At 70.7% G+C, this 16,860-nt stretch carries 3 protein-coding genes; 1 reads left to right on the forward strand and 2 read right to left on the reverse strand.

Features of this window, described 5'->3' with window-relative positions; genetic code table 11:
• Positions 1-4 precede the first annotated feature (4 nt).
• A complete protein-coding gene (locus tag QZM72_RS11980; RefSeq protein WP_301738164.1) occupies positions 5-13,516 on the forward strand; it encodes an LWXIA domain-containing protein in 13,512 nt (4,503 codons plus the stop codon).
• 56 nt (positions 13,517-13,572) lie between these two features.
• Here QZM72_RS11980 and asnB read toward each other — a convergent pair whose 3' ends face one another.
• Both asnB and QZM72_RS11990 read right to left on the reverse strand, forming a co-directional pair.
• On the reverse strand, positions 13,573-15,543 hold the full coding sequence (gene asnB, locus QZM72_RS11985) for an asparagine synthase (glutamine-hydrolyzing) (RefSeq protein ID WP_301738165.1): 1,971 nt from the start codon (positions 15,541-15,543) through the stop codon (positions 13,573-13,575).
• 277 nt (positions 15,544-15,820) lie between these two features.
• Positions 15,821-16,852, reverse strand: coding sequence for an EscU/YscU/HrcU family type III secretion system export apparatus switch protein (locus QZM72_RS11990; protein ID WP_301738166.1), 1,032 nt, complete (start codon positions 16,850-16,852; stop codon positions 15,821-15,823).
• Positions 16,853-16,860 lie beyond the last annotated feature (8 nt).

Genomic DNA, 16,860 nt, shown 5'->3' on the forward strand with positions numbered 1-16,860 from the left:
GAGCATGCTGTTGATCGACGGACTGGGGCTGGGTGTCAACTGGCAGCGCTTCCTGTCGGAAACGCTGAATCCGCTCGTTGCACCGCCGCCCCCGCCGCCTCCGCCGCCGAAGAAGGACGATCCGGCCGCCGGGCCCGCGAACCCGAGCGCCGCGCCGCCGATTCCCGTCACCGCCTCGCTCGCCACCGATCCGTCGAAACCGACCAACGCCGAGATCCAGTCCGCGACGTCGCTGATCCAGAGCATGGCCGCGCAATATACGGCGCCGCCGCCCGACATCACCGTCGAGAACGACAAGACACGCGCGGTACAGAAAGCGATCCAGGACGCGCAGACGCAGTACGACAACGCATCGCAGACGCTGCAGGGCGCGCAGAACGTGCTGCATCTGGTCAACCGCGATCCCGAGTCGACGACCGACGACCGCAAGACCGCGCAGGCCGACTACGCGAAGGCGCGCACGGCCGCCGACACCGCGCAGCGCGAGCTGAACGTGACGACCGACGCCGGCTACATGATCCTGTACGGCGAACAGGCGAACGCCGACATGCCGGCCGGAATGAAGATCGACGATTCCGGCAAGGTGACCGACCCCGGCGACGCGCAGCACGCGGCCGACCAGCAGTTCAAGACGCTGCTGGCCGCCTTCCCCGATCATGCGAACGATCCGAACTGGGTGCCGCAGCCGGGCGACTGCAAGAACCCGCTGCAGATCCGGCTCTACGACGACTGGCAGACCGCGAGCGCGAAGGCGGCCGTGGGCGCGTCGAAATACTTCGCGGACGTCGCGAATTCCAATCTCGCGTATACGCAGTTCCAGTCGTACCTCGCCGATCCGGACTACAAGGCCGCGCTCGATGCGGGCGTCGGGCGGCTGAACGACGCGCTGCAGCCGCTGGAGCTGCAGGTCACGATGCCCGATGCGCCCGCTTCGCAGGACGCCGCGCAGCAGGCCGTCACGTCGGCCGCGAAGGATGCGAACTACGCGAACGCCGCGTACGGCGCGGCCAACGACAGCCTGGCGCTCACGAACGCCCAGCAGCGCTACGATTCGGCCAGCGGCAAGGAAGGACCGACGGTGGTCGTCCCGAACGAGGTGTCGGACGCGAAGACCGCGCTCGCCCGCGCGCAAACGGCCGCGAACACGAGCGGCGGCTATCTGCAGATGCTGTCCGCGCAGCGCCAGGTCGACACGCTGCAGGCCGACTATACGACGAAGCTGGACGCATCCAACGCGTGGCACAAGGACAATCCGCACGCGATGATCAAGGATCCGCAGGTCGACACGGACCTCGGCGATGCGTATGCGAAGCTCGATCAGGCGAGGCAGCAGGCGAGCATCGCGCACGACGGCTTCGTCGTCGCGTACGGCGCGACGCTCGCGCAGCAGTACGACGATCAGGCCGCGCAGATCAAGGCGAAGGTGAACCCGCAATCGTTATTCGCGAAACCCGCGCTTCAGTCGCCGCTGCTGACGCCGTCGCTGTCGACCGCGAACGGCCTGCCTAGCCTGCCCGCATCGTCGTTGTCGACGGCCACGTCGGCCGCCCCCACCGGCACGCCCACGCTGCCGAGCGCGGCGCCGCAGGCCTCGCCGACGTTGCCCGGGGCCAACGGCGCCTCGTCGCTGCCCGCGTCGCCGCTGCTCGACCGCCCGTTCCTGCTGCCGCAGTCGTCGGGCCCGACCGCCGCGCAGGCCGGCCCCACGATGCTCGACGTGAAGCGCATGCAGACCGTCGCGGGCGCGATTCGCGCGGCCGACAGCCGGATGTCGGATTCGGTCAACGAGCGCGCGACCCAACTCGCGCTGTCGCAGGCGCGCATCAAGCAGACGCAGGCGAAGAGCACGCTCGAGTCGGTGCAGAAAAAGTACGACGACTGGGCAGCCGCGAATCCGCCGCCGATGCGCTTTCGCACCGTCGCGGGCGACGACATGATCCCGGCGCCGTCGGCGCCGCGTCCGAACCTGTATCAGGGCGAGCTCGACAAGGCGAAGGCGGCCGTCACGCAGGCCGACAACGCGGTGCAGCGCCTGCAGTTGCTGAGCGAAACGTCGCACCAGCAGGTGCTGATGGACGGGTTCGACGCCGGACTCGACGAACGGCTGCGCTATGCGGCCCCCGGTTCGGACGCCGAGAACGACTACAAGAAGGCGCTGCACGATTTCTACGAAGCGCATCGCGGCGAGTTGTCGAATTCGCTGCTCGACGCGGTCAGCGCGAGCACGAACAACGGCGGCACGATCGCGTTCGGCAAGCTGACCGACAACGAGCAGCGCAACCTGATCGGCGTCGCGCTCGGCATGCAGCCGGACGTCCGTAACGACGCGGCGTCGAGCGACGGTTCGGATCCCGTATCGCCGACGAAGGACGACGTCGCGCGCTACACCGACAAGGACAAGCTGAAGACGATCGACAGCGTGCGCGACAAGCTGCTGTCGATCGGCGGCGGCGCGACGACGCAGGTCAGCGTGTTGCCGATGGTCTACGCCGCCAAGGATGCCGGCATGACCACCAGCGCGCTGTTCAAGGTCAGCGGCAAGGACGGCACGCAGTACGTCGACGAGACGGCGAGCAACTACGACGACATCAACGATTACATCGACAACAACGAGCTGTCCACGGACGGCACGGTCGACATCGCGACCGGCCACAACGCGGACGGCACGCTGCAACTCGTGTCGAAGGCCGCGCATCACGAAAGCGGCTTCGACAGTTTCCTGAACACGCTGACGAGCACGGGCCTGAACATCGGCATGATGGTCGGCGGGATGGCGCTAGAAGGCCTCGGCACGCTGCTCGACGGCACCGGCATCGGCGCGATCGTCGGCGTGCCGCTGAACATCCTCGGCGCGGGGATGATGTACACCGCGATCGGCGCGACGATGACGAGCGCCGGCCTCGACCTCGCCAACCGCGCCGACCACGGGCGCAGTCTCAATCCGTTTACCGACCCGGGTGCACGGGCCGACTTCATCAACCTCGTGCCGATGGGCGCGGCGGGCGCCGCGAAGCTGGCCGGCAGCAAGCTGTTCACGCGCGCGGTCACGGCGCTCACGCGCACGCCGAAAGTCGCGTCGGTGCTCGCCACCGGCGCGCGGACCACTGCGGTCGTGACGGGCGTGGGCGGCGCGGTCGAGGCGTTCGGCGAAGCGGGCTACGAGTATTTCGTCACCGGCGACAAGAAGGCGGCCGGCGAGCAGCTCAAGTCCGGGATCACCAACGTCGCGTTGATGGCCGCCGGCGGCCTCAAGGAGCGCGCGGTGACGTCGGTGCGCACGCGCATCGGCCAGCCGGTGCCGATCCGCGGGGCGGACGGCAAGACCGTCACCGTCGATAGCCGGACGATCGGCCGAATCCTCAACAGCGGCGACGCGTCGTCGCTCGCGGCCGGCCGCTCGCGCGTGACGCTCGACGGCGAAGCCGTCAAGGTGTCGCCGGACGGCACGCTGCGCGTGGGCGACAAGGTGCTGACCTACGACAACACGCCGATTCGCGTGCTCGACCGCGCGTCCGCGAAGCGCCTGCCGCCGGGCAAATCGGTGGTGCTCGGCGAGGACGGCACGCTGTCCGTCGTCTCGGTGTCGCCGAAGGCGTGGACCAACGGCACGCGTGTGGACGACGTGACCGGCACCGGCGAGCGCATGTCGTTCGGCTCCGACGGCGAGATGAGCGTGACGCCGAAGATCGTCGCGAAGACGCCGCTCGACGTGCTGCAACACGTGCTCGACCAGGCGAGCGACGCATACCGGCAAACGGTCGCCGGCGCGCAGGCGCCGCGCCGCCTCGCGCAGACGGCGGCCGAAGGCGAAGCCGCGAGCGTGTCCGCCGACGCGCGCAGCACGCGCCGCACCAGCGAGGAGCGCGCCCGCGTGCAGCAGCAGCGCGACGAAACCGATGCCGAAAGCAGCACGACCGCGCGCACCAACCGGCGCAGCGCCGACACGCAATCGATGCGCTGGCGGCCCATCGCGGCCGACGAGCCGGCTGGCCCGGGCACGCGCGCGAAGCCGGACGGCGCGCCGCCGCGCGTCGACGCGAAGGTCGTCGATCTGACGGACGACGCGCCCGTCACGCGCGCGGCGACGTCCGATCCGGCCGGCATCGCCGTGCCGCGCGGGCCGAGCGCCGAGCCGATGGAAGTCGGCGATCGCACGATCTACGTGGTGCGCAGCGGCGCGACACCCGCTGCGCCCGGTGCGCGGCCGTCGTCGCCGCGCCCGCAGGATCTCGCAGAACCGGTGATCGTCGTCGCCGGCGAACACGACGCGGCGCTCGCGCCCGAACTCGCGAACCGCTGGCAGAAGCCCGTCTACGCGGCCGCGCCCGAGGCCTTCGGTGCGGACGGCCAGCTGCGCGCGAGCGCGCGCGTGCTGCGCTTCGATCCCGCGCCGGAGACGGCCGCGGCGACCCATGAAGCCGGCCTGCCGGCCGGCATCGCGCCCGACGAAGCGCCGCCGACGGCGCCCCGCGCGGCGGCCGACGACACGGTGATCGTGCTGGCCGGCAAGCGCGGCCCGAATGAACCGGCGATGCCGCGTACGGCCGCGCCGCCCGAGGCGGTCAACGCGCTCGATGGCGTGTTCAGCGCGCCGAACCGCGTGCTCGTGCTCGTCAAGCCGGAACGCGCCGGCGCACCCGAGCGGACGGCGGAACGCGAAACGGCCGCGGCCGACCGCGGCACACGCGCGCTCGACGACGCCGACGGCCGGGCCGACCGCGCGCCAGCGGGCGGCGAACGTCGCGCCGCGGCGAACGACGACATCGGCCTCGCCGCCGCGCACCCCGAAACGACCGAGACCGCCCCGCCCGACTCCGGCGCCTCGAAGCCGGGCTGGGTCGCGCGGATGCAGATGCGCTTCGGCGGCGCGGCGCTCCCCGAAGCCGCTCAGGCGCTCGCGATGCAGTCGGGCACGCTTGCCACGCAACTGCGCATGCTGCAGGACGCCGGCTGGCGCGTGACGCTCGGCAAGCGCGGCGGCGGCAGCCGCATCGATCCGCGCAAGCGCCGCGTGACGATCGACGGCGCGCTCCAGCATCCGGGCAGCATCACGTACACGCTCGCGCACGAAGCGCGCCATGCGGTCGAGGCGATGGCCGGCGTGCTGAACCTCGACTACGGCAACCGCAGCCGCTTCACGCGCAAGGCGCTCGAAGCCGAAGCGCGCGCGCAGATCAACGCGTTCGAGGCACGCTACGAAATCGAGCTCGCGGGCGGCGGCGACATCGCCGCGCACGTGCGCCTGCCCGATGCGATCGAACGCGAAGGCGCCGCGTGGCGCGCGCCGTCGCACGACTATGCGGGCACGGTCGGACGCCTCGTCGACGCCTTCGCCGATGCGCCCGTGTCGGGCCGCGACGGCGAGACCTATCGCGACTTCTACGACGACGTATGGTCGCGGCAGAAGCGCCGCGGCGGCATCCCGCGCCGGATGCCCGCGCCGCAGACGCGCGAGACCGGCGACGCGCCGCACGGCGTGCGCAGCTTCGACGAACGCGTGGCATGGAGCCGCGCGCATGCCGAATATGCGTCGCCGTTCGGCGACGGGCCCGTGCCCGCGGCGGCCGATCTGCAGGCGGCGCGCAGCCGCCACTTCACGATGCTGCAGGACGAAGGCGTGCTGATGCTGCACGCCGACACGTTGCCGGACGGCACGCTGCTCGCTGGCGGGCAGCCGGCCGGCGTGCATGAATACGCGCTCGACCAGGCGCCGTCGTTCCTCGTCAAGGACGGCTATTCGATCGTGCTGTCCGCGAAGCACGGTGGCGAGGCGGCTGCCGCCGGGCTCGCGAATCTGTGGCAGCGGCCGGTATATGCGCCGCCACCGCACGCGGTCGGCGAACGCGCGGCGCTGCTCGATACCGGCGTGTTCCGCCGCTACGACCCGGCGCCCGCGGCACCGCACGATCTCGGGCAGTTGGCGGCCGACGCCGAAGGCGTGCACCTCGAAAGCAATCCGGCGGTGCGGATCGACGTCGAGCGTCACGTCGGCGAGCTGCTCGGCGCCGGCGGCGAGAAAACCGTGTTCGCGCTCGGCCACGATGCCGCGCTCGCGGTGTACGACAACGGCCCGCATACGTCGGAAGCCCGCCAGATCGAGGCGGCGATCGACGAGAGCATCGCGCTCGACGATCTCGCGTCGTACGGCCTGAAGACCGTGACGATGGACGGCCCGTTCTCGGCGCTGAATCGCGTCGCCGTGCTGTACCGGCCGCTCGGCGTATTCCACAGCTTCGGCTTCGAGACGGGCGCGCTGCCGCGCGTGGTCTCGCGCGCGGCGCTCCAGCACATCCGGCAGATTCGCGAAGTCGTCGAACGCACGGGCATCGGCTTCGACCTGCAAGGCCTCTTCACGCGCGGCGGCGATTTCCTGTTGAGCGACCCGGGTTCGATCGGCATGGGCGCGGGCGAGCACTTCACCGCGTTGCAGCGGCTCGCGGTGATCGAGCGCGCGCTGACGCAGGGCCTCGAGCGCGGCCACGTCGAACTCGCGCATCCGCGGCTCGCCGAAACGCCGCCGCCCGATGCGTTCGTGCAGAAGCCGTCGGTCATCACGCGCGTGCGGATGCGCTTCGGCGGCGCCCCGCTGCCGAAGGAAGCGTACCGGCTGATCGACGCATCGAGCCTGCTGTCGCAGCAGCTTCGGCTCGGCGCCGACGCTGGCTGGAAAGTCGTGCGCGGCAAGCCCGGCGGCGGCAGCAAGATCGACACGCGACGGCGGCGCGTCACGATCGACGGCGGCCTGCAGTCGACCGGATCGATGATCTACGTGCTCGCGCACGAAGCCCGCCATGCGCTCGAGGCCGCGACCGGCACGCTCGGGCTCGACTACGGCTCGACGCAGCGCTACGTGCGCAGCGCGCTGCTCGCCGAGGCGCGCGCGCAGGTCAACGCCTTCGCGGTGTGCGACGAGATCCGCGCGAACCTCGGCATCGACGTCGGCCGCCACGTCGCGCTGCCCGACGCGATCGCCAACGAATACGGCCGCGCGCGGGCCGGCGACGCCGCCTCGCTCGCGCGGCTCGCCGACGCGTTCGAGCACAGCCCGACGTCGCTCGACGGCGGCGTCACCTACGGCGAGCTGTATCGGCGCCACGCGCAGGCCGCGCAGCGCACCGGCGTCACGATGCCGGCGCCGCGCGAGACGGCCGCGACGCTCGCCGAAGAAACGGCATGGTCGCGCGCACGTCCGGTGAAGGCATCGCCGTTCGACGGCAAGCCGGTCGCGAGCGTCGACGCGCTGACGCTCGATCGCTCAGGCCCGCTGTCCTACGACCGCGACGGCCGCATCGTGATCGTGCATGGCGTCACCGACGCGCAAGGCCGCCTCGTCGATCCGGACGGCCGGCCGTACACGCCGGTCGAGGTCACGCTCGCGCACCGCTCGGTGCTCGGCCTGCCCGGCTCGTCGGTGATCCTGTCGGCACGCAACGGCCGCGACGCCGCCGCCTGGCTCGCGAACGTCTGGCAGCGCCCCGTCTACGCGCCGCCGACGATCGCGGTCGGGCTCGGCGCCGAGGCGCGGCTCGGCCATACCAACGCGTGGCTGCGCTACGATCCGGCACCGCACCAGCGCCCGGACCTGGGTGCGCTCGACGTTGACGGCAACGGCGTCCACGCGAGCGGCGATCCGGCCGCGCGCGTGCCGGTCGAGCGCTTCACCGGCGCGGCAACCGGCGCCGGCATCGAAAAGACCGTGTTCGAACTGGGCCGCCGCAATGCGATCGGTCTCTACGAGGGCACCGACAATCGCGCGATTCTCGGCCACATCGAATCGATCCGCCTCGAACAGGAAGGCCTCGCGGCGCTGCGCGCGCACGGGCTGCGCACGCTCACGGTCGGCGGCCCGTTCGCGGCATTCGATCGCGTGGCCGTGATGTACGCGCCGTTCGCATCGCTGAGCAGCCACGACGTGATGGCCGGCATGCTGCCGTCGCGCATCACCCGCGACGCCTTCGCGCAGCTCGATCGCGCGCGCGACATCACCGCGCAGCACCGTCTGTACTACGACTTCGAAGGCGTGTTCGACGCGCACGGCGACTTCTACCTGAGCGATCCGTCGACGGTCATGACCGATGCGCCGAAGCTGAACGTGGAAGGCATCGTCCGCGAGATCGGCACGCTGCGCGTGATGCTCGAGGACGGCATCGCGCGCGGCGCGATCGAGCTCGCGCATCCCGACATCACCGAGCACTTGCCGCCCGACGCGTTCGTGCAGAAGCCGTCCGTCATCACGCGCATCCGGATGCGGTTCGGCGGCGCGCCGCTGCCCAAGGCCGCCCATGCGCTGGTCGACCGCTCGAGCCTGTTGCGCCAGCAGGTCGCGCTGGCCGGCGAGGCCGGCTGGAAAATCGTGGTGGGCCGGCCCGGGCGCGGCAGCCGGATCGATACCGCGAAGCAGCGGATCGTGCTCGACGGGCAGTTCCACGGCGCCGGCACGCTCGTCTACACGCTCGCGCACGAAGCGCAGCACGCGGTCGAGACGATCACGCGCCGCCTCGCGCTCGACCACTCGTCGCCCGAGGCGCTGACCGACAGCGCGCTGATGGCCGAAGCGCGCGCGCAGGCGAACGCGTTCGCGGTGCGCCGCGAAATCCTCGACGATGCCGGCATCGACGTCGCCAAAGACGCCCGCCTGCCCGATGCGATCGCACGCGAAACCGACCGCGTGATGCCCGGCGACGAAGCCGGGCTGCGCCGGCTCGCGGCCGCCTTCGGCGACGTCGCGCCGTCCGTGCCGGGCCACGCGACCTATCGCGCGTACTACGCGAGCCAGGCCGATGCGATGCACGCGCTCGGCGCGCCGCGCGAGATGCCGGCGCCCGCGCCTCAGCCCGCGTCGAACGCGCCGGTGCCCGCGGCGACGGCGGACGCCGCGCGCCGCCAGCATGCGCTCGATCACCTCGCCTCGCACGGCAAGCGCGATCTGATCCGCATCGACGGTTCGCAACTCGCGTCGCTCCAGCAGATGAAGGATGCGTTCGGCACGAATGCGCACGTGCTGATCGCCGAGCATGACGCGCGGCCGGACGCGTCGATCGACGCGCGCCATGCGCAGCCGAAGTTCATCGCGGGCATGCGCACCGACGAGCACGGTACGTTCGTCGACAAGGCGTCCGCCGATCCGGCCGTGCCGATCCCGGACGCGGTCTATCGCGCGCTGAAGGACAACGGCAGCGCGGAACGGGCGAACGTCGATTTCTATGTGTCGCCCGTGTCGCTCGCGGAATTGCGCGAGTACGGCGGCGCCGCGCGGATCACAGCGCGCAGCGACGGCCGCGCCTGGGAGGCCGAGCAGGCGGCCGCGACGCCCGACGCAAACGTCGTCACGACGCTGAAATCGCTGGCCGACGCGCCGCGCTTTCGCCGGCCGAAACAGGCGGCGAAAGCGGCCGGCGACGGCGCGACGCTTTACGCGATCGACAAGGAAACCGGCAAGGTGCTCGGCTACGCGACGCGCAACGCCGCGCACGACTGGACCTATCACGAGTCGACCTCGCTCGGCGACGCGACGATCGCGCCGCGCGATCTCGGCGCCGCGTTCCGCCGGCGCGCGCGCAACCTGTCCGGCGGCCGGCGCGGCGTGCGATTCGTCGTGACGGACGTCGCGCACGACACGGTCGAGCGCTACGGCGGCTTCGCGCCGGCGGAAATGCGCAAGGCGCTCGGCGACGAAAAGCCGCCGATGCAGAAACTCGGCACGCGCGTACAGCGCGGCCTCGCGAAAGCCGACCCCGGCGTGCGCCGCAAGATCGCCGCGATCGAAGGCGCCGACAGTCCGTTCCTGCCGCCGAAGCTCGTCCCGGACAGCGAGCAGCTCGCGATCGACTTCAGCGGCGCGAACACGCTGCACCTGATGCGCGCGCTGGAGCTGAAGGCGCTGCGCGGCGATCACTACGTGTACGTGTACGAGACCGATCATCCGGTTGCCGAATCGCTGCATACGCGCCGCGGCATCATCGCGATCCACGACGGCAACGCGCTCTGGTACGACCATGCCGAGCAATTGCGTGACCACCCGGACGCGGGCCGCCCGCTCGACGAGATGCCGCTCGGGCGCGGCCCGTTCGGCGCGAACCAGCACTTCCTGCTGTCGACGCTCGCGCCCGATGCGTTCGATCCGCGCGCGACCGCCACGCAGAAGGCCGCGCTCGCGCAACGACTCACGCAACTGCTCGACGAGAAGTCGTATTTCGATGCGCTGCCGCAGAAGTTCGACCTCGCGACGCGCTGGATCCGCACGCAGATCGCCGGCCAGATCGATCGCGTGAAAGCCGCTCAGGCCGACCTCGCCGCGGCCCAGCAAGCCGCGCAGCCGGCGGCCGGCGGCCCCACGGGCCCCGCCGGCCGGGTGCGCAATGCGCTGCGCGGCAAGCGCGGCCGGCGCAACCGCCGCGCCGCGAATGCGGCAAACGCATCGAACGCGCCGGCCACGCCGAAGCCGCCGAAAACGCCGGCGGCCAAGCCGCTGACGCTGCGGCCCTACCAGCCGAGCCTCGGTTCGAGCACGGTCGCGGAATGGGTGATGCGCTACGGCGCCGCCAAGGTGGCCGACTGGTTCCCGACGATCGACCGCGTGAAGGCGGTCGCCGCACGCAGGAACCAGCCCGATGCCGGCGGCCTCGCACTGACCGACGAACCGCAGACGATCCTGGCCGACGCACCGATGCTGAAAGCGCTCGGCATCCCCATCGGCCTCGCGCGCGAGGTGTCGAGCATGCCGTCGCGCGGGCCGGTCGCCGATCCCGGCGGCGATCACAACCGGTTCGTGAAGTGGATGCAGGCGTACGCCACGCGCCACAGCGCGGCGCGCATGATCGACAAGCGCGCGATCCAGGCGTTCGTGCGCGCGCCGGCCGAGATCCAGGACCGCGTCGCGCCGATGGCGCGTGCGTTCAACCTGCGCGACGATCCCGCGCTCGCGGTGCGCTACGTCGAGCAATATGGCGGCGCGATGCCGGTGGTGTCGATTCCGGTCGATCCGCACACGCTCGCGGCCGCACGCGGCGGCAAGCACGATCCGGCGTTCATCCGCCGCGCGCGCAAGTTCGGATCCCCGATCGGCGCGCGCTACAACGAGGCCGATGCGACGATCACGCGCGAAGCGCCGGACGGCACCACGCGCACGCTCGAACTCGACGACATCGCGCATCTGCACAAATGGCTCACCGCGGCGTCGCGCCACGGCTTCCAGCTTCGTCTCGAAGCGGCGTCGGGCCGCCCGCTCGTCTCCGCGGACGATCGCCGCACGATCGCCGGCACCAACGACAGCTATGCCGAATACACGCGGCTGATGACGTCGTTCGAGACGTGGTCGCACAATCACGCCGGCGAGCCCGCGCCGAACGTGATGCTGAGCTTTCACGGATGGGACGCCGTGCTCGAGCCGGTGCCGGGCGCGGGCCACGTCGAGCTGCTCGATGCGTTGCTCGACCGCAAGGCGATCGACTGGCTGCACGTCGGGCTGTCGTACGGCACGCACGGCGCCGACTTCATCGCGAACCAGGACCTGACGCGGGCGCTGGCGGAACGGATCGTCGACTATTACCAGACCGACCGTCACGGCAAGTTCGCGCGGCTGCACGGCGCCGATGCGCTCACGCGCGTGTTCGAACCGGTGAGCCCGGAGGCGTTCGCGAACCAGCAGCAGGTGCTGTTCGCGGAAATCGCGCGCATCGGCAAGTCGAAAGGGCTGTCCGACGACGCGCTCGCGACGCTGCGCGGCGAACTGTACGAACGCAACACGACCGCGCTCGTCAACCAGGCGCGCAAGGCGACGATCGAGCATGCGATGACGCAATGGGCGTCGGCCGATCACCCGCCCGCCACGCGCACCGAAAAACTCGCCCGCCGCTTCGGCGAACGCTGGCTCGCGGAAGCCGGCGGCCGCGCGCCGGCACGCGGCACCGTCGTATCGACCACAGATCCCGCGGGGCCGCTGCCCGACAGTCGCGCGTACTGGCAATCGGTGGTCGAGCGCGAAGCGCTGAAGAACGATCCGTCGAAGCCGATCAGCGTCGGCCGGCAGATCGCCGCGAACCCGAAACAGGCCAAGATGATCGAGGAACTGCAGGCGCTCGCGCAGATCAATGCGCTGCGCGTGCATCGGCCGTCGTTCCGCAAGGCGGAGCTGTGGAAGTCGATCGGCTTCAGCTCGCTCGTCACCGGGGCGGGCGCACTCGTGATCGCCGATACGCTCGGCGCCACGCACGTGCTGCGGCACGACATGCTGAGCAGCGCGACGTCGTCGTTCCTGCTGGGCGCGCGTCTGGGCCGCGTGTTCCAGGTCATGCACCAGGGTGCGGTGCGCAGCCTGCAGGCCGGCGATCCGAAGGCCGCGCAGGCGGTGCTCACGCGGCTCGAAGTGACGCTGTCGCGGCAGTTGCGCTCGGGTGCGCACGACTACGGCCAGAACCGGCGCGCGCAACTCGAGCAGATCTCGAATGAAGCGCGAACGCTGGCCGCGCAGTATGTCGAGCTGAACCGCGTCGGGCTGATGAGTTTCGACGACGCGACCACCCACATCAAGGCGCTCGCCGCGGACGTGCTCGCGCAGATGCAGGGCACCGTCGGCGGCACGTCGCTGCAGCAGCTCCATACCGGCAACCCGCGTCACCTGTTCGGGATCGCGGGCCGCGCGGGCGCTGCGATCACGTCGACCGCGACGCTCGCGGTCGGCATCAGCGGCGTGGTGCACGCGCACGGGGCGTTCGATCTCGCGTACGGCTCGGCCGCCATCGCGAGCGGGGCGTTCGGCGCCACGTATGCGGGCCTCGTCTACACGATCGGCGCGCACCGCGTGAATGCCGACAAGCGCAGCCGCATCGTGCGCTTCACCGATTCGGCGAGCGACTTCATGGCCGTCGCGTACGGCGGCCTCGGCACCGGCGTGCAGTGGAGCGGCGGCCATTACGACCTCGCGATCGCGACCGGCGTGTCCACTGCGCTGCTGCTCGGCGGGCGTCTGAACACGCATTTCCCGAACGCGACGCCGCTGATCAAGAAGATCCCGACGGCCGTCGTGCTGATTCCGGTCGGCGCGTTCGCGTACAAGCTGATCGAAGGTCTGTGGACGACGTTCTTCGGCTCGGGGTCCGGTTCGTCGAATCAGTCGAACCCGTCGAATTCGTCGCAATCGAATCTCGCGCCCGGCGCGTCGCCCAGCGCGTCGGCCGGCCCTTCGGCAAGCGCCGCGCCAAGCGCTTCGGCGAGCGCATCGCCCAGCGCGTCGCCCGCCGCGCCGGCTTCGCCGTCGGCCAGCGCCACGCCGTCGACCGCGCAACCGTCCGGGTCGCCGCAGCCCTACATCGTCGTCGCCGGCGATTCGCTGTGGGTCATCGCCGACCAGCATCGCCAGTCGCTGCTCGACGCCGCGCACGTGTCGCGCGCCGATCAGCAGGCGATGACGCACGGCGAGCAGGATACGCGCGCGTTCAACGAGATCCTGCAGCTCAATCCGTCGGTCTCACGCGATCCGAACCGCCTGTCGATCGGCACGCCGCTGATCGTGGGCTGATCCCGGCTCGCGGTGCGCGTGGCGCCGCGCGCACCGGTTGCGCGCGGCACGCCGCATCATGCCGCCCGCTGATGTTCCAGCCACGCCTGGAACATCAGCACCGTCCACAGCTGGTGCTGCCAGTTCATCCGGCCCGTCTGGTGCTGGCGCCACAGCCGCTCGACCGCCGCCGCATCGAAGAAGCCTTCCTCGCGCAGGCGCGACGGCCGCAACAGCGCGTCGGCCCAGTCGTGCAGCGCGCCGCGCAGCCAGTGGTCGACGGGCGCGCAGAAGCCCTGCTTCGGCCGGTCGATCAGCGCGGACGGCACGTACCGGTCGAGCAGCCGGCGCAGCAGCGCCTTCGACTGCCCTTCCGGCAAGCGCACCGACGCCGGTACGCGCCACGCGAATTCGACGACGTGATGATCGAGGAACGGCATGCGCGTCTCGAGGCTCACGGCCATCGCCGCGCGATCGACCTTCGCGAGGATGTCGGTCGGCAGGTACGTGAGCGTGTCGATCGCCATCGCCTGCTCGGCGAAGCTCAGGTGCGCGGGCCACGCGGACACCGTATCGAGCGGCGTCGGCGGCTCCTGCCCGGCGAGCGCGATGCGCTCTGGATGATGCACGGACGACATCAGCAGCCGGTACAGCCCGATGCGGCTCTCGGCGGTCATCACATGGCCGAGCTTGTGCAGGCGATCGCCGATGCGCGACGACGATTCGCGCGCCTCCACGCCGCCGCCGAACGCTCCCTGCGCGACGGCCGCGAGCTGGTCCGCGTGATCGGGCCGCAGCGCATGCAGCGCGGCGGCGATCCGCGCGCGCACCGCCGCCGGCACGCGATGCAGCTTGCGCCACAGGCGCGGCGTCAGGAAGTAGCGCGTATAGCCGCCGAACAGCTCGTCGCCGCCGTCGCCGGACAGGCTCACCTTCACGTGCCGGCGCGTCAGTTCGGACACCAGAAAGGTCGGGATCTGCGACGCATCGGCGAACGGCTCGTCGTAGATCGACGGCAGCTTCGGCACGACGCCGAGCGCATGGTCGGCCGTCACGTAAAGCTCGGTATGGCGCGTGCCGAGATGGCGCGCGACGGCCTTCGCGTAACCGGCTTCGTCGTAGCCGGCTTCGTGAAAGCCGATCGTAAACGTGTCGACCGGCGACGCCGATTGCGCCTGCATCAGCGCGACGATCGCCGACGAATCGACGCCGCCCGACAGGAACGCGCCGAGCGGCACGTCGGCTTCCATCTGACGCGCGACGGCCTGGCGCAGGATCGTGTCGAGCTGGTCGACGGCTTCGCCGGCGCTGCCCTCGAACGGTTGCGCGCGGCCCGCCTCGATCGCCTGTTCGAGCGTCCAGTACGTCCGCACGCGCGGCGTGTCGCGCGCATGTTCAAACTGGATATACGTGCCGGGCGGCAGCTTGCGGATGCCGCGATAGATCGTGTAAGGCGCGGGCACGCTCGCCTGGCGCAGATACAGGCACAGCGCGTCGCGGTCGATCGTGCCGTCGAAGCCCGGATAGCCGCGCAGCGCCTTCAGCTCGGACGCGAACACGAGCGCGTCGCCGATCCGGCCGTAGTAGAGCGGCTTCTCGCCGATCCGGTCGCGCGCGAGCGTCAGCACCCGCGACGCGCGATTCCACAGCGCGAACGCGAACATGCCGGTCGCGCGGCGCAACGTGGCCTCGACACCCCACGCGACGATCGCCGCGATCAGCACCTCGCTGTCGGAATGGCCGCGCCACGCCGGTGCGCGCCCCGCGCGCTCGAGCTCCGCGCGCAGTTCGCGATGGTTGTAGATTTCGCCGTTGAAGACGAGGACGTAGCGGCCGCACGCGGAAGCCATCGGCTGCCGGCCGTGCACCGACAGGTCGACGATCGCGAGCCGCCGGTGGCCGAGCGCGATGCCGGCTTCCGGGTCGACCCAGATGCCCTGCCCGTCCGGCCCGCGATGCGCAAGGCTCGCCGTCATTCGCGCGAGTGTGCCGCGCGCTGTCTCCTCATCGAAGGCGACGCTATTCAGAAAGCCGTCGATTCCGCACATTGATTTGTCTGCCCCTGTTGACCTGTTCCGTCACGCACCGCGCACCTCGCGGCCCGCCGTCGGGCATGACGGTCGAGCCATATTACGAAGAAATAAATCAGCAATAATTCACCAGTGAATGCGGGCACCGTCCGGAAAAAAATGGACGTCAAGCGCCGCGTGCGGATGGCCGCATGGCGGGGCCATATCGAATCCGGCCGGAGGGCCGGCCGGCAGGGCAGGAAAAAAAGGGAGCGCATGCCGACATGACGTCACCGCGGCACGCCGCCACGTCACATCAAGCGGCCCCGGTCGCCCATTTCAGCAACTGCGCGACCTCGCGGAAATGCTGCGGCTGGATCGTGCCGTTCTCGGGTGTCGTCTCGTACAGCGCCTGCGCGAGCCCGACGTTCGCGAGCGTCGGGCGCAGCGCATCGCGGGCCAGCCGCACGATCCGTTCGGCCGCGTCGCCCTCGCCGCGCGCGAGCACCCACGGCAGCGAGCCCATCCCGCCGTAGTAGAGCGCGACCGCGACCCGCGGCGAATAGACGACCACCGACGCATAGCCGACCCGGTCGGGCAGCGACGCGAACTGCACTTCGCGCGCGAGCTGGCGGCGCTTCGCCTGGATGTGCGGATCGCCTTCGTCCTCCTTGTGCTCGCGCCGCACTTCGTCGATCGACATTTTCATTTTCTGGTTGAATTCGTGCCGCTGGTGCACGATGTCGATCAACGCCATCACGATGTAGATCAGCGCGGCCCAGCCGAACAGCAGCATCAACAATTTCACGATCAGCGCGAGAATCGAGACCGGCCGCGTGAAGCCCGACTGCACCGACGGATCGAGCGACTCGACGATCAGCCAGCCGAGCGTCGCGACGAGCAGCGCCGTCTTCAGCAGCATCTTCGCGAGGTTGACGAGGTTGCGCAGCGACCACAGGTTCTTCATCCCCTCGGCCGGGTTGAGCCGCGACAACTGCGGCACGAGGCGGCTCCACGCCATCACGCCGCCCACCTGCACGAAGCCCGCGAGCAGCCCCGCCAGCAACCCGGCCGCGACGATCTGCGCGGACTGCGTCGCCCAGTCGCGCGCGGCGCCGTCGATCAGCACCGCGAGCCGCGCCGACGGATCGGCCGCGCCGACCGCGTCGAACACGAGCCGGAACAGCGCCTGCAACCGCGCGAACAGCGAACCGATGCCCACCGCGAGCGCCACGCACACGCCGACGAAGAACGCCGACGACACCGTTTCCGCGCTCTTCGGTACGTCGCCCTTCTCGCGTGCCTCGCGCAGGCGCTTCGCGGTCGGCTTCTGGTCCTTTTCGGCCATGTCGGCTC

Origin of the sequence: Burkholderia sp. AU45388, assembly GCF_030481585.1 — a bacterium.
Lineage (GTDB): Bacteria > Pseudomonadota > Gammaproteobacteria > Burkholderiales > Burkholderiaceae > Burkholderia > Burkholderia sola.